The organism is Nocardioides daeguensis (assembly GCF_019192965.1).
GTDB lineage: Bacteria > Actinomycetota > Actinomycetes > Propionibacteriales > Nocardioidaceae > Nocardioides > Nocardioides daeguensis.
This window is the reverse complement of sequence record NZ_JAHTKU010000011.1, coordinates 304,937-323,045: the sequence shown is the minus strand read 5'-3', so window position 1 is coordinate 323,045 and position 18,109 is coordinate 304,937. Positions and strand designations below refer to the sequence as shown.

Here is an 18,109-nt window from a genome sequence, read left to right as displayed (position 1 = left end):
GAGAACCTGGTCCCCGACTTCAACGGCGACCCCACCCTGCTCGCCGAGGTCTTCGACGCACGCCCCGAGGTCCTGGCCCACAACCTCGAGACCGTGCCCCGCATCTTCAAGCGGATCCGCCCCGCCTTCCGCTACGAACGCTCCCTCGACGTCCTCACCCAGGCCCGCGCCTTCGGCCTGGTCACCAAGTCCAACCTCATCCTCGGCATGGGCGAGACCCGCGACGAGGTCTCCCAAGCCCTGCGCGACCTGCACCAGGCAGGCTGCGAGCTGGTCACCATCACCCAGTACCTACGCCCCTCCGTCCGCCACCACCCCGTCGAACGGTGGGTCAAGCCCGAGGAGTTCGTCGACCTCGCCACCGAGGCCGAGGAGATCGGCTTCAGCGGGGTGCTGGCCGGACCGCTCGTGCGCTCCTCCTACCGTGCAGGTCGGTTGTACCGTCGAGCCATGGAGCACAGGAGCCTGTGATCACGTGGCGCTGAGCGTCTTCGACCTCTACTCGATCGGCATCGGGCCGTCGTCGTCGCACACGGTCGGGCCGATGCGCGCCGCCCGCACCTTCGCCACCGGCCTCGCCGCCGACGGGGAGCTGGCGCGGGTCGCGCGGGTCCGGGCCGAGCTGTTCGGCTCGCTGGGCGCCACCGGGCACGGCCACGGCTCGGTCAAGGCCGTCATCCTCGGGCTCGAGGGTGACGAGCCGGCGACGACCGACACGACGACGTACGACGCGCGGGTGGCGGCCATCCTCGAGCGCGAGCAGCTCCGGCTCGCCGGCGAGCGGGTCATCCACTTCGAGGCCGACGACGTGGTCATGCACCGGCGCCAGTCGCTGCCGGCCCACCCCAACGGCATGGTCTTCACGGCGTACGACGCCAGCGGGGCCGAGCTGCGCGCGCGCACCTACTACTCGGTGGGCGGCGGCTTCGTCGTCGACGACACCCAGGTGGGCGCGGACCGCGTGGTCGTGGACGACACGGTGCTGCCCTACCCGTTCACGACCGGCGGCGAGCTGCTCGCCGTGTGTCACGACGCCCGGCTGAGCGTGTCCGACGTCATGCTCGCCAACGAGCTGACCTGGCGCTCGGAGGCCGAGGTCCGGGCCGGCCTGCTGGAGATCTGGCGGGTGATGGTCGCCTGCGTCGACGAGGGCTGCCGCCGTGGCGACGGCGTCCTGCCAGGCGGCCTCAAGGTCCCGCGGCGCGCCCCGGAGCTCTTCGCGACGTTGTGCGCGGCCGGCAGCCAGGACCCGCTCGACGTCATCGACTGGGTCAACCTGTTCGCGCTGGCCGTCAACGAGCAGAACGCCTCCGGCGGCCGGATCGTCACCGCGCCCACCAACGGCGCGGCCGGCATCGTCCCCGCGGTGCTGCACTACTGGGTGCGCTTCCAGGCGTCGGACCTGAGTCCCGAGCAGGTCGACGACGGCATCGTCCGGTTCCTGCTGACCGGCGCCGCGATCGGCATCCTGGCCAAGATGAACGCCTCCATCTCGGGCGCGGAGGTCGGCTGCCAAGGAGAGGTCGGCTCGGCCTGCGCGATGGCCGCCGGTGCCCTGTGCGAGGTGCTCGGCGGCAGCCCGGAGCAGGTGGAGAACGCCGCCGAGATCGGGATCGAGCACAACCTCGGCCTGACCTGCGACCCGGTCGGCGGCCTGGTCCAGATCCCCTGCATCGAGCGCAACGCCATCGCGTCGGTGAAGGCGATCAACGCGGCCCGGCTGGCCATCCACGGCACGGGCTCCCACAAGGTCAGCCTGGACAAGGCGCTCAAGACCATGCGCGAGACCGGACGCGACATGAAGACCAAGTACAAGGAGACCTCGCGCGGCGGCCTCGCCGTCAACGTCATCGAGTGCTGATCTCCCCGGCTCGCCCGACTGCTTGGGTGCTCCCCTCGCCTGCCGATGTGCTCTTCGAGAGCCGTCAACGGGAGAGGGGAGCACCAGCCGTGGCAGGACGCGTCTCCCGTGCCGTGCTGCCCGGGGCCGGGTTCGCGGTGGCGTACGGGCTGGCGATCTTCGTGGGCCGGGCGACCCGGGTCGACGGCAGCGAGGTCTCGCTCGTGTGGCCCGCCGCCGCGGTCGCCGTGCTCTGGGGGCTCCACGCGCGCGGACTCGGCCGCGCGCAGGCCGCGCTCCACTGGACACTGCTCGTCCTGCTGACGTTCTCGGTGAACCTGGTGACCGGGGCCACCCTCGGCCTCTCGGCCTGGTTCGTCCTCGTCAACGTCGCGCTCAGCGCGGTCACGGTGGCGGTCCTGTGCCGTGACGGCCGGTCGGTCGTGCTGCGCGAGCCGGCGGACCTCGGCCGACTGGTGGGCGCGATCAGTGCCGGCACCCTGGTGGCGGCGGCCGTCGCGGTCTCGTGGTTCGCCTACGAGGGGCAACCGGACCTGCCGCGGACCTTCGCCCTGTTCGCGATCCGCAACGGCGTCACCGCGCTGACCGGCGTGGCCGTCGTGCTCCGGCTGCGTGACGCGCAGTGGCGACGCCCGACGCTGTCGGGGATCCGGGGCGCGGAGACCCTGGCGTTCCTGGCCACGACGGTCGTGGTGTTCACCCGGGTGTTCTGGCTCAACCCCGGCCACCCGAACGCCTTCGGCGTGATGCTCCCGGCCTTGTGGGTGTCCCTGCGCTACACCACGACGACGAGCACGATGTTCCTCGCCGGCTCCGGTGTCTCGATCCTGTGGGCCACGCTCCTGGGCCGTGGCGTCCTCAGCGGCGTCGCGCCGACACAGCAGGCCCTGCTCGCCCAGGGCATGGTCGGCTGCCTGACGATCGTGGTCCTCACCCTCGCCCTGTTCCGCGACTCGCGCAACGAGCTGATCGCCGAGCTGCGCGACCTGGCGCAACGCGATCCCCTCACCGGCCTGGCCAACCGGGCGCTGCTCAACCAGCGCCTGGAGGAGGCGCTGCGGCACGAGCCGCCCGCCACGGTGGGCGTGCTGCTGCTCGACCTGGACGGCTTCAAGTCCGTCAACGACGCCTGGGGGCACGAGGAGGGCGATCTCCTGCTCATCGAGATCGCCGACCGGCTGACCGAGGTGGCCCGCCCCGGAGACATGGTGGCCCGCCTGGGCGGCGACGAGTTCGTCGTGCTCTGCCTCGGACTGGCGGACCCGGCGGAGCTGGAGCTGCGCGCCGAGCGGGTCCGGCAGCGGGTGGCGCTGCCCTACGGCCAGGCCTCGGACGCGCCGTACGACCGCATCACGGCGAGTGTCGGCACCGCCGTGTCCGAGCGCGCCAGCACCCCGCGCTCATTGCTGGCTGCCGCCGACCGGGCCATGTACGACGTCAAGCGGGCGGCCGCCGCCCCGGGCGTCAGAGGCCAGGCAACACGCGCCGCACGATGGCCAGCAGGGCCTCGCGCAGCAACAGGTGAGCCTGCTCGCGGCTGAGCGTCTCCTCGCGCGACCACTCGCGGATCGCGCCGCGGGCGAGCTCGCCGAACGCGCGCACGACCGCCCGCGCGGCGGGGTCCCGCGGGTCGCCGCCGACCATCTCCAGCACCCGGCCGGCCGCGAGGTCGTGGGCCTCGTCGAGGATCGAGCGGACCTCGGCGTCCTCCCCCACCCCCTCGGCCGCGCGCACCGTCAGGTAGGTCGCCCTCTCGGGCGTGATCGAGCCCAGGAACCAGCGCACGGCCGCGTCGACCCGGTCGGTGAGCGACCCGGACGGGAGCGACACGTCCTCCAGCGTGGGCAGCAGCGACGCCCGCCGGACGACCTCGAGGTAGAGCGTGCGCTTGTCGCCGAAGTAGTGGTTGAGCAGGCCGCGCGCCACGCCCGCCTCGTGGGCGATCCGCGTGGTCGACACCTCGGCGTACGACTGCGCGGCGAACAGCCGCTCGGCCGCGAGGAGGATCTGCTCGCGGCGCTCGTCCGGGGCGAGGCGCTGGCGTCGGGCCGTCTCGGGCATGCCTCCAACCTACTATTGGCAGCCTGCCAATAAAAGGCTAGCGTTGCCGCCATGGCGACCACGACCAAGGTCCGCGACCTCCCCGTCCCCGCGGGCTTCGACATGCGCGACCACGTCTCCGGGATCGGCGCGCACCTCGCCGGCCCGGCCAACGTGATCATGCAGCTGAGCTGGCCCGGCGTCGGCTACGGCGTGATGAACAGCCGGGTCCACGACGGCGCCGCCACGAAGCGGCCCTTCAAGCGCGGCCGGACCACCTTCACCTACCTCGCCGTCGCCCTCCTCGGCACCGAGAAGGACCGCACCGCCTTTCGCAAGGAGGTCAACCGGCAGCACGCCCAGGTGGTGTCGCGGCCCGGCGAGAAGGTGCAGTACCGCGCGATGGACCCGCGGCTGCAGACCTGGGTCGCAGCCTGTCTCTACTACGGCACGGCCGACATGATCGAGAGGATGCACGGCCCGCTCCCCGACGCCGAGGCCGACGCCCTCTACGCCCACTGCGCCCGGTTCGGCACCACGCTGCAGATGCCCGCCGACGCCTGGCCCGCGGACCGCGCGGCCTTCCGGCGCTACTGGGAGGAGGCGGAGGCCGAGGTCGACATCGACCCCGCGGTCGCGTCGTACCTGATCTCACTCACGCGCCTGGAGAACTTCCCCCGGCCGTTCCGGCTGCTCGCGCCGTTCGTGCTGTTCGTGACGACCGGCTTCCTGCCGCCGCTGTTCCGCGACGCGATGGGCCTGCCGTGGACGGCTCGCCAGCAGCGCCGCTTCGACCGGCTGCTGCGGACCCTCGGTACCCTCGAACGCCGGCTCCCCCGCGCGCTGCGGAACTTCCCGTTCAACCTGTGGCTCGCCGACATGCGTCTGCGCCGCCGGCTGCGCCGTCCCCTCGTCTGACCCGCTACCAGGAGCACCCATGGACTTCGACCTGCCCGAGAGCGCCCTTGCCGTCCGCGAGGGCGTCGCCGCCGTCGCCGCGCGCTACGACCACGCCTACTGGTCGCGCTGCGAGGAGGAGCACCGCTTCCCCCAGGAGGTCTTCGACGACCTCGGCAGCGGCGGCTGGTTCGGCCTGTGCGTCCCCGAGGAGTACGGCGGCGGCGGCCAGGGCCTGCTCGAGCTGGCGGTCGCCAACATGACCCTGTGCGCCTCCGGCGGCGTCGCCGGCACCTTCTTCTACGTGACGACGCCCGGCTTCGGCGCGATGACGCTGACCCGGCACGGCTCACAGGAGCAGAAGCAGCGGATCCTGCCCGGCCTCGCCGACGGCTCGGTGCAGTTCTGCCTGGCGCTCACCGAGCCGGACGCAGGTAGCAACGCCATCGAGATCAAGACCGCCGCCCGGCGCGACGGCGACGAGTTCGTGATCAAGGGCCAGAAGGTCTGGATCTCCAACGTCGAGAACGCCGACTGGATGGTTGCCGTCACCCGCACCATCCCCGCCGCCGAGACCCAGCAGCGGGGCCTGCCCCGCACCGCCGGATTCACGCTGTTCCTCGTCGACGTGAAGCAGGCGCTGGCCGACGGCACCTTGTCGTACGCCCCGATCCCCAAGATGGGCAGCAACGTCCTCGCCTCGAGCCAGGTCTTCTTCGACGACGTCCAGGTCCCGGCGGCCAACGTGATCGGCGAGGTCGACGCGGGCTTCGGCGTGCTGTGGGACGTGCTCAACCCCGAACGGATCCTCGCGGCCGCCGGCGGCATCGGTACGGCCGACGCCGCCCTGCGGATCGCCTGCGACTACGCCCGCGAGCGCGAGGTCTTCGGCCGCCCCATCGGCGCCAACCAGGGCCTGCAGTTCCCGCTCGCCCAGATCAAGGCCAAGACCGAGCTCGGCCGGCTGATGACCTACCAGGCAGCGTGGCTCTTCGACCAGGGCCGTCCCTGCGGCAACGAGGCCAACGTCGCCAAGCTGACCGGCGCCCAGGTCGGCTGGGAGGCCGCCAACCAGGCCTTCCAGACCCTCGGCGGCATGGCGTACTCCAAGGAGTACCCGGTGGAGCGGATCTTCCGCGACGCCCGGATCGCCAAGAACATCCCCGTCGCCGAGGAGCTCGTGCTCGCCCACATCGGCACCCAGATGCTGGGGCTCCCCAAGAGCTACTGACCGAGCTCGTCGAGTAGCCCGAGGCGCTAGCCGAGGGCGTATCGAGACGCCAACCGAGCTCGTCGAGTAGCCCGAGGCGCTAGCCGAGGGCGTATCGAGACGCCAACCGAGCTCGTCGAGTAGCCCGAGGCGCTAACCGAGGGCGTATCGAGACGCCAACCGAGCTCGTCGAGTAGCCCGAGGCGCTAACCGAGGGCGTATCGAGACGCCAACCGAGCTCGTCGAGTAGCCCGAGGCGCTAACCGAGGGCGTATCGAGACGCCAACCGAGCTCGTCGAGTAGCCCGAGGCGCTAACCGAGGGCGTATCGAGACCCCAACCGAGCTCGTCGAGTAGCCCGAGGCGCTAACCGAGGGCGTATCGAGACGCGGCTACTCGCCCCGGCCGAAGTTCTTCCTCGCCAGTCCAGGCAGGGCGGCGTAGTCGCCACGGATCAGCGCTTCGCGCTTGGCGCGCGACCAGCCCTGGATCTGCTTCTCGAAGTTGAACGCCTCACGGATGTGGGCGCACTCGTAGGACCACGCCAGCTCGACGGGGCGCCGTCCGGGACGGCGCGTGTACGCCGACCCCAGACCGACGTTGTGCTCCCAGAGCCGCTTGTCGAGCCGGTGGGTGCTGCCGACATAGTAGGAGCCGTCGGCGCAGCGCAGGATGTAGACGAAAGCCATGCGCCGACAATGAGGTGCCCGCGCGCCGCTGTCGAACGTTCATCCACAGGGGTTTGACGAGACGTCTCGATACGCCGCTCGCTGGCGCTCGCAGCTACTCGACGACCTCACCCACCACAACGTCTTGATACGCCGCTCGCTGGCGCTCGCAGCTACTCGACGACCTCATCGCCTCGGGCTACTGACGCGACAGCGCCCGGGTCACCATCTCCAGCGAGCCGGCGGGGACGCCGGGGCTGTACAGGTAGCCCTGCACCTCGTCACAGCCCCGCTCGCGCAGGTACCGCTCCTGGTCGGCGGTCTCGACGCCCTCGGCGACCACGGTCATCCCGAGGGCATGGGCCATCACGATGATGGCGTCGACGATGGCGGCGTTCTTGGCGGTGCCGATCTCCTGCACGAAGGAGCGGTCGATCTTGAGCTTGTCGATGGGGAACTGGGTCAGGTAGGCCAGGCTGCTGTAGCCGCGGCCGAAGTCGTCGACGACGATCGAGACGCCCAGCGTGCGCAGCGACTCCAGCATGGCGACGACGTCGCCGTGGTCCTCGATGAGCAGGCCCTCGGTGATCTCGACCTCGAGCTGGCAGGGTTCGATGCCGGCGACCTCGATCGCGGTGGCGATCTCGTCGAGCCAGGTGCGTCCGCGCAGCTGGCGCGGGGAGACGTTGACCGCGAGCCGCAGCGGGCGGCCGAGCTGCTCTTGGACCTGGGCGAGCGCCGTGCACGCGGTCGAGAGGACCCAGCCGCCGAGCTGCGCGATCATGCCGCCGTCCTCGGCGACCGGGATGAACCGATCGGGCGGGACCGGCCCCAGGCTGGGACTGGTCCAGCGGGCAAGCGCCTCGACACCGACCACCTCGCCGGTGACGAGGTCGACCTGGGGCTGGTAGACGAGCGAGAGCTCGTCCTGGTCGAGCGCCTGGCGCAGTGCGGCCGAGAGGGCGAGCCTGTCGTTGTTCTCGGCGAGCATCTGCGGCTCGAACCAGCGGATCCCGTTCCGGCCCGCGGCCTTGGCCTGGTACATCGCGATGTCGACATGCTTGAGCAGCGTCGCGGCGTCCCGGCCGTCGGCGGGGAACCGCGCCCCGCCGATGCTCGCGGTGACGGCGAGCTCGTAGCCGTGCACCACGACCGGCGCCAGGACGTCGGCCATCAGCTCCTCGAGGCGCCGGTCGAGGTCGGTGCCCGGGACCAGGTCCTCCATCACGATGACGAACTCGTCGCCCCCCAGGCGGGCGACGACGTCGTCGGCACGGGTCCAGGCCAACAGCCGTTCGGCGACGACGATGAGCAGCTCGTCGCCGATGTGGTGGCCCAGTGAGTCGTTGATCCGCTTGAACTGGTCGAGGTCGATCAGCACGAGCCCGAGCTCGGTGGCGTCGCGCTCCGCGGCCTCCAGGGCCTGGTCGAGGTGCCGCACCAGCAAGGAGCGGTTCGGCAGGTTGGTGAGGCTGTCGTGGGTGACGATGTGCTCGATCCGCGCGCGCGCCTCGATCCGTTGCGTGATGTCGTAGGCCACCGCGAGGAAGCCGTCCGGCGTCCCGTCCTCCGACGCCAGCGGGACGATCACCTCGTGCACGGGGACCTGGCTGCCGTCCTTGCGCCGATAGGTCCACTCGGCCTCGTTCTCCACGGCGTGGGCGAGGACCGGGGTCCCGTCCGGGTAGAGCTGGCGCTCGGCACCGTCGATCTCGACGAGCGAACGGCCGATCAGCTCGGCCTGCTGCCGGTCGACCAACCGCGCCGCAGCCGGGTTGGCCGTGCGGATCCGGCCGGCGGCGTCGGTGGTGATGATGCTGAACGGCATCGTGTCCAGGATCGAGCGGCGCAGGGTGTCTTGGCGCACCAGCGTCTCCGCCTCCTGGCCGCGCAGCCGCTCGGTGATGTCGATGATCGAGGCGAGCACGAAACGGTCCTCGCCCACCACGATCGGGTTGAGGCCGATCTCGATGGGCATCTCGGTGCCGTCGCGGCGCAGGCCGAACAGCTCACGCCCCACCCCCATCGCGCGCCGGCTCGGCTGGCGGACGTACGACGCCCGCTCGGTGCCGTGCCGCGCACGGAAGCGCGCCGGCATCAGGTCCTCGACGCCGAGCGTGAGGAGCTCCTCGCGGGAGTAGCCGAACGCCTGCTCCGCCTCGGAGTTCACCAGCACGATCCGCCCGTTCGCGTCGATGAGCACCATCGCGCTCGGCACGGCCTCGATGATCAGCCGGAGCCGCTCGTCGTCGTCGGTCGCGTCGCGGAGCATGTGCTCCCCATCGGCCCAGGACCGAAGGATCGGAGCGGATCGGGACCTAGGTCCCGATGCCGCGTGTCGTTCGGACCGGATCACGCCGATCTTCGGCGTTCCGCCTGCCTGCCACCTAGGCTCGAGCCCGAGGGAAGGGGATCTCGTGCACTGGTTGCAACGAGCAGTGGGACTGTTCATCTTGGGGACCGCGATGGGCGGAGCCGGCCTGCTGTGGTGGTCGGTGTCGGACACCGCCCACGGCCGGGCCGAGCCGTCGGACGGTCTCGTGCTCGGCGTGTGGCACGTCCTCTACGACACCGAGGCGCCGACCCTGCCGACCCTCGCGGCCGCTGCCGGTCTCGCCCTGCTGTTCGCCGCGGGCGTCGCGGCCCTCGAGCGCCGCATCGCCAACCAGGCCCGGCGGAGCAACGACGGCGCCCACCTGCCGCTGTCGCCTCGCCACGTGATGGCCGAGACCCGCGGCATCTTCCACGGCGACGTCACGCTGACCGTCCTCGTCCCGGCCCACAACGAGGCAGCGGGCATCGGCGCCACCCTCCGCTCCCTGGCCGGCCAGTCCCGGCCGCCCGAGCGGATCATCGTGGTCGCCGACAACTGCACCGACGACACCGTCGCGATCGCCCGCCAGTGCGGCGCCGAGGTCATCGAGAGCGTCGAGAACCGCCACAAGAAGGCGGGCGCGCTGAACCAGGCGCTGGCCAAGATCCTGCCCGGTCAGGGCGAGAACGACCTGGTCATGGTGATGGATGCCGACACCGTCCTCGACGACGGCTTCCTGGCCTCCGTGGTCCGCCGGATGACCGACGACCGCGCCCTGATGGCGATCGGCGGCCTCTTCTACGGCGAGGAGGGCAAGGGCCTGATCGGGCAGTTCCAGCGCAACGAGTACACCCGTTACGCCCGTGACCTGCGCCGCCGCCGCGGCCGGGTCTTCGTGCTCACCGGCACCGCCACGGCGTTCCGGCCGCGTGCCCTGCGCACGGTCGCCGCCGAGCGCGGCAAGCTGCTGCCCGGCGTACCCGGCGACGTCTACGACACCGTGGTGCTCACCGAGGACAACGAGATCACCCTCGCCCTGAAGTCCCTCGGCGGACTGATCCTCTCCCCCGCCGACTGCACCGTCGTCACCGAGGTGATGCCGACCTGGCGCTCGCTGTGGGTCCAGCGGCTGCGCTGGCAGCGCGGTGCGCTGGAGAACCTGGGCGAGTACGGCATGCGGCCCTCGACCTTCCGCTACTGGGCCCAACAGCTCGGCATCGGCTACGGCGTGATCGCGCTGTTCGCCTACCTGTTCTTGATGACGGTCATGGCGCTGTCCTTCGACAGCTGGGTGTGGTTCCCGTTCTGGCTCGGCACCGGCGTGGTCTTCACCATCGAGCGCGTCGTGACCGTGTGGCGCGGCGGCTGGAAGGCACGGCTGCTGGCCGCGACCCTCTTCCCCGAGCTCTTCTACGCGCTCTTCCTCGACATCGTCTACCTCAAGGGGATCGTCGACATGTCCATCGGCCGCAACGCCCAGTGGGGCCACGCGACGCCGGCGCCTGCACGAGTGGAGGTCCACGCGTGAACGGCTCGCTGATCTCGACGCTCGGCATCCTGTTCCCCGAGTCGCTCGTCCGTTCCCACGCGTTCGCCGTGCTCGCCGCGTTCGTCGCGATCAACACGATGGTCTACGTGACCTTGTCGGTCGCCAAGGCGCTGCCGAAGATCTGGGTCCGCGACTACCTGCCCCGCGGCTACGAGCGGGCCGAGACCCGCAGCATCCACCCGGACGGACCACGCTGAGCGGGGCGCACGATGATGGGCCGGTGAGCCTCGATCCCGCCGCGGCGGCCGCCACCCTCGCGCAGGCACGGGCCACCCGTGTCCCGCTGCCGCCCTTCACCGCGACCGACCCGACCCTCGACGCCCGCTGGGCGTACGACGTCCAGGACTGCGACCGCGCGGCCCGGCTCGCCAGCGGCGAGTCCGCCGTCGGCGCCAAGCTGGGCCTGACCAGCCCGGCGAAGCAGGCGCGGATGGGTGTCGACGAGCCGGTCGTCGGGTTCCTCACCGACGCCCTGCGGCTCGACCCCGGTGTGGTCGCCGGCGCACTCGCGGGCTGGATCCAGCCGCGGATCGAGCCGGAGATCGCGTTCGTGCTGGGCCGGCCGGTCTCCTCCCGGCTCACCCTCGCCGAGGCGCGGGCCGCGGTGGCGTCGGTCGGGATCGCCGCCGAGATCATCGACTCCCGGTACGAGGACTACCGGTTCCGGCTCGCCGACGTCGTCGCCGACAACACCAGCGCCGCCGGCGTGGTTCTCGGCGACCTGCATCCTGGGGCGGACGTTCCGGAACTCGCCACCCTGCGCTGCACGCTCAGCGTGGACGGCGAGGTCCGGCACGAGGCGACCGGGGCCGCGATCCTCGGCGACCCGTACGCCGCGCTCGTGCACCTCTCCGGCCACCTCGCGGCCCGCGGCGACGCCCTGCCGGCGGGCTCGTTGGTCCTCGCCGGCGCCCTCACCGACGCCGAGCCCCTCCTAGCCGGCAGCAGCTACCGGCTCACCATCGCCTCGCTCGGCACCATCGACGTCTCCGTCTGAGCCCGGCTGGCAGGGGGCCGAGCCAGCCTCCTGAGGCTGGCCGGCAAATGTGGACATGTGTCAGGTCAACCGCCCCCTTCCCCTCCCCACGATCCAATGATGTGTCTATGATGTCGGATGTCGGGCCGCGACCGACCCCCCCAGAGGTCGCGGCCCGACACCTTTTCCACCGCCCCGCCCCGCCCGGCTCGGGCGACGCGACGAGCGGACGGGGCTACTCCCAGAAGACCCGGTCCACGACCGCGTGCGCGTGCCGGGTGACCCGCAGGTAGTCGTCGAGCAGCCGATCCGTCTCGGTCGGCTGGTAGCCGAGGATCCCGGCGACGGCGCGGCGCTCGAGCACCGTGCGGGGGAACTCGTCGCCGGCGCGTCCCCGCGCGAGCAGCACCGCGTTGCGGACCCGGGTGGCGAGCCGCCACGACGCGCCGAGGGTCACGGCGTCGTCGTGGGTGATCAGGTCCGCCTCGGCGGCCGCGGTGAGCGCGGCCAGGGTCTGGGTGGTGCGCAGACCGGGCACCTCGGCGCCGTGGCGCAGCTGCAGCAGCTGGACGGTCCACTCGATGTCGGCCAGTCCCCCGCGGCCGAGCTTGAGGTGGAGGGCGGGGTCGGCGCCGCGCGGGAGCCGCTCCTTGTCGACGCGGCCCTTGATCCGGCGCACCTCGATGACGTCGTCGTCACTCAGCCCACCCGCCGGGTAGCGCAGCGGGTCGATGAGGGCGGTGAACCGTTCGCGCAGGTCCGGGTCTCCGACGACGGCGTCGGCGCGCAGGAGTGCCTGGGCCTCCCACACGTGGGACCACTTGGCGTAGTAGGCGGCATACGCGTCGAGGGTGCGGACCAGCGGCCCCTGGCGGCCCTCGGGGCGCAGGTCGGCGTCGACGACGAGCGCCGGGTCCGGCCCGGGTACGGCGAGCCCCCGGCGCACCTCCTCGGCGACGAGCCGCGCGAAGGTCGTGGCCTCGTGGGCGTCCGCGCCCTCGACGGGGTCGTGCACGAACAGCACGTCGGCGTCGCTGCCGTAGGAGAGCTCGAAGCCGCCGTAGCGGCCCATGGCGACGATCGCGATCCGGGTCGGGACGGTCTCGGTGCCGCGGGAGCGGGCCGTCGACTCGATCGCGCCCCGCAGCGTGGCCTCGAGGGTGGCGTCGGTGAGCCGGGTGAGCGCGAAGCCGACGTCGGCGACGTCGACCAGGCCGAGCACGTCGCCGGCGGCGATCCGCAGCAGCTCCCGGCGCCGGACGGCGCGTACGGCGCGCACGCCCTTGTCGAAGCCGTCCTGCCGGCCGCCGGTCGCCAGCATCTCCTCGGTGAGCGCGGCCGAGCCGAGCGGGTGGAGGACGCCGCCGAGCAGGCGGACGCCCGCGGGCTCGCGCTCGAGCAGGTCGGTGCAGTAGCGGGAGGTGGCCAGCAGGTGGGCCAGCCGCTCCGCGACCTCGCCCTCGTCGCGCAGGGTGGACAGGTACCAGGGGGTGCGGCCGAGGGCCTCGCTGATCCGGCGGAACCCGAACAGGCCGCCGTCGGGGTCGGGACACTCGGCGAACCACTGCAGCATCGCCGGCAGCAGGGTGCGCTGGATGGCGGCGGTGCGGCTCACGCCGCTGGTCAGCGCCTCCAGGTTGCGCAGCGCGGCCTGGGGGTCGGCGTACCCGAGGGCGGCGAGACGGGCGCCGGCGGCCTCCGAGGACAGCCGCACCTCGTCGCCGCCGATCCGCGCGACCGCGGAGAGGAGCGGCCGGTAGAAGATCTTCTGGTGCAGCCGGCTGACCTCGCGGCGGTGGTCGTGCCAGGTCTCCTCCAGCTGCTTCCCCGACTCCTTGAAGAAGCCCAGGCTGCGCCCGAGGCGCCGCAGTGCCGCCTCGTCGGCGGGGACGACGTGGGTGCGCTGCAGCCGGTGCAGCTGGATCCGGTGCTCGAGCTGGCGCAGGAAGGCGTACGCGCGGTGCAGCGCCTCGCCGTCCTCGCGACCGACGTACCCGCCCGCGGTGAGACGGTCCAGGGCGCTCAGGGTCGTCGGCAGTCGGATCGACTCGTCCCCGCGCCCGTGGACGAGCTGGAGCAGCTGGACGGCGAACTCGACGTCACGCAGGCCGCCGGACCCGAGCTTGAGCTGACGGTCGGCCTCGCGGGCCGGGAGGTGGTCGAGGACCCGGCGACGCATCGCACGCGCGGCGTCGACGAAGCCCTCGCGGTCCGCCGCCGACCAGACCATCGGGGCGACCATCGCGACGAACGCGCGGCCGAGCTCGCGGTCGCCGGCGACCGGCCGGGCCTTGAGCAGGGCCTGGAACTCCCACGGCTCGGCCCAGCGCTCGTAGTAGCTCTGGTGACTGGCCAGGGTCCGGCTCAGTGGGCCGGCCTTGCCCTCGGGCCGCAGGGCCGCGTCGACCGGCCAGATCGTGCCCTCGGCGGTGTGGTCGGCGCAGACCTGCATCATCTGCGCGGCCAGGCGCGCGGCGACCCGCTCGTCGCCCTCGTGGGCGAAGACCACGTCGACGTCGGAGACGTAGTTGAGCTCGTGCCCGCCGCACTTGCCCATCGCCACCACCGCCAGCCGTACGCCGGCCGCGGGCTCCCCGACCCGCGCCCGGGCCACGACCAGGGCGGCGTCCAGGGTGCCGGCGGCGAGGTCGGACAGCTCCGCCGCGGCGTCGTCGACGCCGAGGTGGTGGGTGAGGTCGCGGGCGGCGAGCCGCAGCAGGTGGCGGCGGTACTCCACCCGCAGCGCGTCCACCGCCTCGTGGTCGGGCTTGCCGGTGACCGCCTCGATCAGCGCGGCGCGCACCGCCCAGGCGGCCGGGCGCGTGGAGCCGAGGTCCGGGTCCGCGAGCTCGCGCCACTGCTCGGGATGGGTGGCCAGGTGATCGGCCAGCGCGGCGCTCGCGCCGAGGACGCAGAGCAGCCGCATCGCGGTGCCCTCGTCGTCGCGGACGGCGGCGAGCAGCTCGGCGCGCTCGCCCGTCTGCTCAGCGGCGTCGGCGAGCCGGCACAGACCGCGCAGTGCCGCGTCCGGCTCGGCCGTGCGTCCCAGCAGGGCGAGCAGGTCGCCGGCCCCCGGACCGAGCCGAGCCAGGTCCGCGACCGCGCGATCGAGGTCGACGAACCCGAGCCGGAGCAGCTCGGTGCGCGGGGTGGCCCGGTTCACGGCAGGTCCTGGGGCGGGGTCCTAGAGAACCGGGAGCATCCGGTCCCGCTCGAAGGCCGAGACCTGGCCGCGGTACTCGTCCCACTCGGCTCGCTTGTTGCGCAGGAAGTAGTCGAAGACCTGCTCCCCCAACGTCTCGGCGAGCAGCTCGGAGCGCTCCGCGATCGCGATCGCGTCGTGCAGGCTCTTCGGCAGCGGCTCGATGCCGAGGCTGCGCCGCTCGCGCTCGGTCAGCGCCCACACGTCGTCCTCGGCCTCGCGCGGCAGCTCGTAGTCGTTCTCGATGCCCTTCAGGCCCGCGGCCAGCACGGCGGCGTACGCGAGGTAGGGGTTGCACGCCGAGTCGATGGTGCGCAGCTCGACCCGGGTCGACTGGCCCTTCATCGGCTTGTACATCGGCACCCGGACCATCGCGGAGCGGTTGTTGTGACCCCAGCAGATGTAGGACGGCGCCTCACCGCCGAACATCATCCGCTTGTAGGAGTTCACCCACTGGTTGGTGACGACGCTGATCTCGCTGGCGTGACGCAGGATGCCGGCGATGAACTGGCGTCCGGTCTTCGACAGCTGGTACTCGGCGCCTGCCTCGTAGAAGGCGTTCTGGTCGCCCTCGAAGAGGGAGAGGTGCGTGTGCATGCCCGAGCCGGGGTGCGTGGTGAACGGCTTGGGCATGAAGGTCGCCCAGATCCCCTGGCTGAGCGCGACCTCACGGATGACCGTGCGGAAGGTCATGATGTTGTCGGCGGTGGTCAGCGCGTCGGCGTAGCGCAGGTCGATCTCCTGCTGGCCAGGTCCGCCCTCGTGGTGACTGAACTCGACCGAGATGCCCATCGCCTCGAGCATGGTGATCGCCTCGCGGCGGAAGTCGGAGCCGTGCGAGTGGGCCGCGTGGTCGAAGTAGCCGCTGCGGTCGATCGGGACCGGCTCCCCGCCCGCGCGCGGCTCGTCCTTGAACAGGTAGAACTCGATCTCGGGGTGGGTGTAGAAGGTGAACCCCTGCTCCGCCGCCTTGCCGAGGGTCCGCTTGAGCACGTTGCGCGGGTCGGCGTACGACGCGGAACCGTCCGGCATCACGATGTCGCAGAACATCCGCGCCGTCGACGGACCCTCCATGCTGCGCCACGGCAGGATCTGGAAGGTCGTCGGGTCGGGCAGCGCCAGCATGTCGGCCTCGTAGACCCGCGCGAAGCCCTCGATCGCCGAGCCGTCGAACCCGATGCCCTCGGAGAAGGCGCCCTCGAGCTCGGCCGGCGCGACCGCCACGGACTTGAGGAAGCCCAGGACGTCGGTGAACCACAGCCGCACGAACCGGACGTCGCGCTCCTCGAGAGCGCGCAGGACGAAGTCCTCTTGCTTACCCATGGCCGCAGCCTAGTGATCCCAGGTCACGGGCGTGTTGCAGCACGGCCCTTTGGTGCACCATCACCGAGTTGCGGCCGGACCCGCGCGCAGCATCCCGGCCCCGGGGCGACCGGCTCGGCCACGGCTTCGAAGCGGCGGGCCAACGCGGTGAGGAAGCTCCGGTTGACGCCGCAGACCAGGTCGCGGTGGTCGGTGGCGAGCCGGTCGAAGGGGCAGTTGGCCAGGCAGAGTGCGCCGTCGTCCTCGGCGCCCGGCTCATAGCCGAGCCGCGCGAGGGTCTCGAGCAGCGGCTCGGCGGCGCCCCCGGCGACGGCGTCGGCCGCGGCGTCCGCGGCGGCGGCCAGCGCGTCGGGCATCGGCATGCCGGCGAGGGTCCGCTCCACCGCGTCCGCCAGCACCTGACCGGCCAGGTCGTAGCGGCGGCTCGGGACGCTCACGCTCAGCTCGCGGCGGGAGCGGCGGTAGAGCTTCGCCGGCCGGCCCGCACCCGGCCCGGTGCGGCCGGTCAACCGGCGGAACTCAGTGACGAGCAGGCCCTCCTCGACCAGCCGCTCGAGGTGGAACTTCGCCGTGTGACGGGGTACGTCGACACCGCTGGCCGCCTGGTCACGGCTCACCGCGCCGGGCTGCTCGGCGACGAAGCGGTACAGGGCTCGCCGTACCGGATCGGCGAGCGAGCCGACCCGTGCCACCCGCCGTCCGAAGGCCTCGTCCATCGCCCGTCCCTCCCGCGTTCCTCGCCCTCGAGTCTCTAGCGGACACGAGTCTTGTCGAAAGATCCTCACAGGTCTACCGTCGATCGTGATGTCCCTCACCAAGGGGACCGCTCGAGAAAGGGGCCAGCCATGGCCAGCACCCACGCGTGGGACAACCTCACCCACGACATGCGCGAGGAGATGCACGACCTCGCCCACTTCGCCACCGTCGACGCCGCCCACCAGAGCCGAGTGGTCCTGTGGGCGACCTTCATCGCGCTCCCCGTCCTGTGGGGGCTCGACATGATGACCAACGCCGTCACCGAGAGCTCCACCTGGGAGGCCTCGATCTCGACCTGGGTCAACGACCTGCTGCCCGGCAACGCCGCCGACGCCGTGATGTGGATCGGAGCGATCACGCTGGTGATCGGACTGCTCGTCGCCGCCCTGCCGCAGGTCGGCGGGGACGTCCTCGGCGTCTGGTTCGCCCTGCTCGCGGTGAACCTGTTCAGCGTCGACCAGATGGCCCACTTCGCCCTCGGCATGGTCGCGCTGGCGATCTGCTGCTTCGCGATGGCCCGGATGATGCAGGCCGACCACGCCAGGGAGACCCGGACCCGGCTCCCGTGACAGCGCCGTACGCCGGGGCTCCGGTCACCGCCGGACGCGGCTGACGGCACTTCCCGGGCGCCACGACCAGTCCGTCGGCAGGGCGATGCCGTCCAGCCCGATGCCCTGGAAGATCAGCCGGTAGGCGTCCGGGACCTCCTGGCGCTGGCGGTCGAACATCCGGTGCAGGTTGGCCCACAGCGGGGTGCTGCTGTCCGACCCCAGGTACTCCCCGGTCATCGTGCCGGGGAGGACCTGGGTCTGCATGCCCAGCTCGGTCAGCAGGCGTCGCGGCTGCGAGTCCATGATCATGACCACGAACTCGATGTCGTTGGCGAAGGCCGCGGTCACGATGCCGTGGTAGAGCGCGGCCGCGCACAGACCCTCGCGCCCGGCGCCGGGCCTGACCGCGATCGTGGCGATGTCCCAGGTCCGGTCCGGGTCGACGCCGGCCGCCCGGGCCGAGCGCCGGCCGTCGACCTGCCACGGTGGACGCGAGATGTCGTTGAGCGTCTTCAGGCCCGCCGGTCCCGGCGCGATGACCCGAGCCGTGGCGACCGCTTCGCCCCGTTCGTCCAGCACGGTCATGAAACCGGTCGCGCCGCGATAGGGCCCGTACTCGCGCTCGAACTCCGCAGCGGTGTTGCCGTACCGGTCCAAGAAGACGTCGGCCTCGCACCGCAGGGCGGCGGCCAGCTCCCGACCGACGGGGTCGAGCACGAGCCGCAGGGGGGCGGCGCTCATCGCAGCCTCCTCGTGGTCCGGA

At 72.0% G+C, this 18,109-nt stretch carries 16 protein-coding genes; 9 read left to right on the top strand and 7 right to left on the bottom strand.

The window, feature by feature from the left end; genetic code table 11:
* From KU893_RS10865 to KU893_RS23580, 3 genes are all read left to right on the top strand, one after another.
* The coding region (locus tag KU893_RS10865; RefSeq protein WP_218234353.1) for a lipoyl synthase at window positions 1-471 on the top strand (471 nt) is incomplete at its 5' end.
* Window positions 472-475: 4 nt separating this feature from the next.
* On the top strand, window positions 476-1,861 hold the full coding sequence (locus KU893_RS10860) for an L-serine ammonia-lyase (protein WP_218234352.1): 1,386 nt from the start codon (window positions 476-478) through the stop codon (window positions 1,859-1,861).
* Window positions 1,862-1,950: 89 nt separating this feature from the next.
* The gene (locus KU893_RS23580) at window positions 1,951-3,402 is read left to right on the top strand and encodes a diguanylate cyclase domain-containing protein (protein ID WP_218234351.1); all 1,452 of its coding nucleotides are present in this window, start codon (window positions 1,951-1,953) and stop codon (window positions 3,400-3,402) included.
* On the opposite strand, the gene KU893_RS10850 is transcribed toward KU893_RS23580, so the two are convergent.
* Window positions 3,326-3,922, bottom strand: coding sequence for a TetR/AcrR family transcriptional regulator (locus tag KU893_RS10850; protein ID WP_218234350.1), 597 nt, complete (start codon window positions 3,920-3,922; stop codon window positions 3,326-3,328). The genes KU893_RS23580 and KU893_RS10850 overlap by 77 nt on opposite strands.
* Window positions 3,923-3,973: 51 nt before the next feature.
* On the opposite strand from KU893_RS10850, the gene KU893_RS10845 reads away from it, so the two are divergent.
* Window positions 3,974-4,819, top strand: coding sequence for an oxygenase MpaB family protein (locus tag KU893_RS10845; RefSeq protein WP_218234349.1), 846 nt, complete (start codon window positions 3,974-3,976; stop codon window positions 4,817-4,819).
* Between the two features lie 19 nt (window positions 4,820-4,838).
* Window positions 4,839-6,029, top strand: coding sequence for an acyl-CoA dehydrogenase family protein (locus KU893_RS10840; RefSeq protein WP_218234348.1), 1,191 nt, complete (start codon window positions 4,839-4,841; stop codon window positions 6,027-6,029).
* 370 nt (window positions 6,030-6,399) lie between these two features.
* On the opposite strand, the gene KU893_RS10835 is transcribed toward KU893_RS10840, so the two are convergent.
* Window positions 6,400-6,696 (bottom strand): GIY-YIG nuclease family protein, encoded by a 297-nt coding sequence (locus KU893_RS10835; protein ID WP_218234347.1) that lies wholly within the window; start codon window positions 6,694-6,696, stop codon window positions 6,400-6,402.
* Between the two features lie 178 nt (window positions 6,697-6,874).
* Complete coding sequence (locus KU893_RS10830; RefSeq protein WP_218234346.1) at window positions 6,875-8,947, bottom strand: putative bifunctional diguanylate cyclase/phosphodiesterase; 2,073 nt, start codon at window positions 8,945-8,947, stop codon at window positions 6,875-6,877.
* A gap of 166 nt (window positions 8,948-9,113) precedes the next feature.
* On the opposite strand from KU893_RS10830, the gene KU893_RS10825 reads away from it, so the two are divergent.
* Genes KU893_RS10825 through KU893_RS10815 form a run of 3 tightly spaced genes read left to right on the top strand, consistent with a single transcriptional unit; the run spans window position 9,114 to window position 11,535 of the window.
* Window positions 9,114-10,517 carry a glycosyltransferase family 2 protein gene (locus KU893_RS10825; protein ID WP_218234345.1) on the top strand — a complete coding sequence of 468 codons (1,404 nt, stop codon included), beginning with the start codon at window positions 9,114-9,116 and terminating at the stop codon, window positions 10,515-10,517.
* On the top strand, window positions 10,514-10,735 hold the full coding sequence (locus KU893_RS10820) for a hypothetical protein (RefSeq protein WP_218234344.1): 222 nt from the start codon (window positions 10,514-10,516) through the stop codon (window positions 10,733-10,735). The genes KU893_RS10825 and KU893_RS10820 overlap by 4 nt, the downstream gene beginning before the upstream one ends.
* A gap of 23 nt (window positions 10,736-10,758) precedes the next feature.
* Entirely contained in the window at window positions 10,759-11,535 is a 777-nt protein-coding gene (locus tag KU893_RS10815) for a 2-keto-4-pentenoate hydratase (protein ID WP_218234343.1), read from the top strand.
* A 214-nt stretch (window positions 11,536-11,749) separates the two neighbouring features.
* Here KU893_RS10815 and KU893_RS10810 read toward each other — a convergent pair whose 3' ends face one another.
* The 3 genes from KU893_RS10810 to KU893_RS10800 are packed head-to-tail and all read right to left on the bottom strand — an operon-like array spanning window position 11,750 to window position 16,755.
* Window positions 11,750-14,677 carry a bifunctional [glutamine synthetase] adenylyltransferase/[glutamine synthetase]-adenylyl-L-tyrosine phosphorylase gene (locus KU893_RS10810; RefSeq protein ID WP_218234342.1) on the bottom strand — a complete coding sequence of 976 codons (2,928 nt, stop codon included), beginning with the start codon at window positions 14,675-14,677 and terminating at the stop codon, window positions 11,750-11,752.
* 21 nt (window positions 14,678-14,698) lie between these two features.
* The gene (locus KU893_RS10805; RefSeq protein WP_218234341.1) at window positions 14,699-16,039 is read right to left on the bottom strand and encodes a glutamine synthetase family protein; all 1,341 of its coding nucleotides are present in this window, start codon (window positions 16,037-16,039) and stop codon (window positions 14,699-14,701) included.
* Window positions 16,040-16,062: 23 nt separating this feature from the next.
* A complete protein-coding gene (locus KU893_RS10800; protein WP_218234340.1) occupies window positions 16,063-16,755 on the bottom strand; it encodes a helix-turn-helix transcriptional regulator in 693 nt (230 codons plus the stop codon).
* A 129-nt stretch (window positions 16,756-16,884) separates the two neighbouring features.
* On the opposite strand from KU893_RS10800, the gene KU893_RS10795 reads away from it, so the two are divergent.
* Window positions 16,885-17,364 carry a hypothetical protein gene (locus KU893_RS10795; RefSeq protein ID WP_218234339.1) on the top strand — a complete coding sequence of 160 codons (480 nt, stop codon included), beginning with the start codon at window positions 16,885-16,887 and terminating at the stop codon, window positions 17,362-17,364.
* Window positions 17,365-17,388: 24 nt separating this feature from the next.
* On the opposite strand, the gene KU893_RS10790 is transcribed toward KU893_RS10795, so the two are convergent.
* On the bottom strand, window positions 17,389-18,087 hold the full coding sequence (locus KU893_RS10790) for a hypothetical protein (RefSeq protein ID WP_218234338.1): 699 nt from the start codon (window positions 18,085-18,087) through the stop codon (window positions 17,389-17,391).
* Window positions 18,088-18,109: the final 22 nt, after the last annotated feature.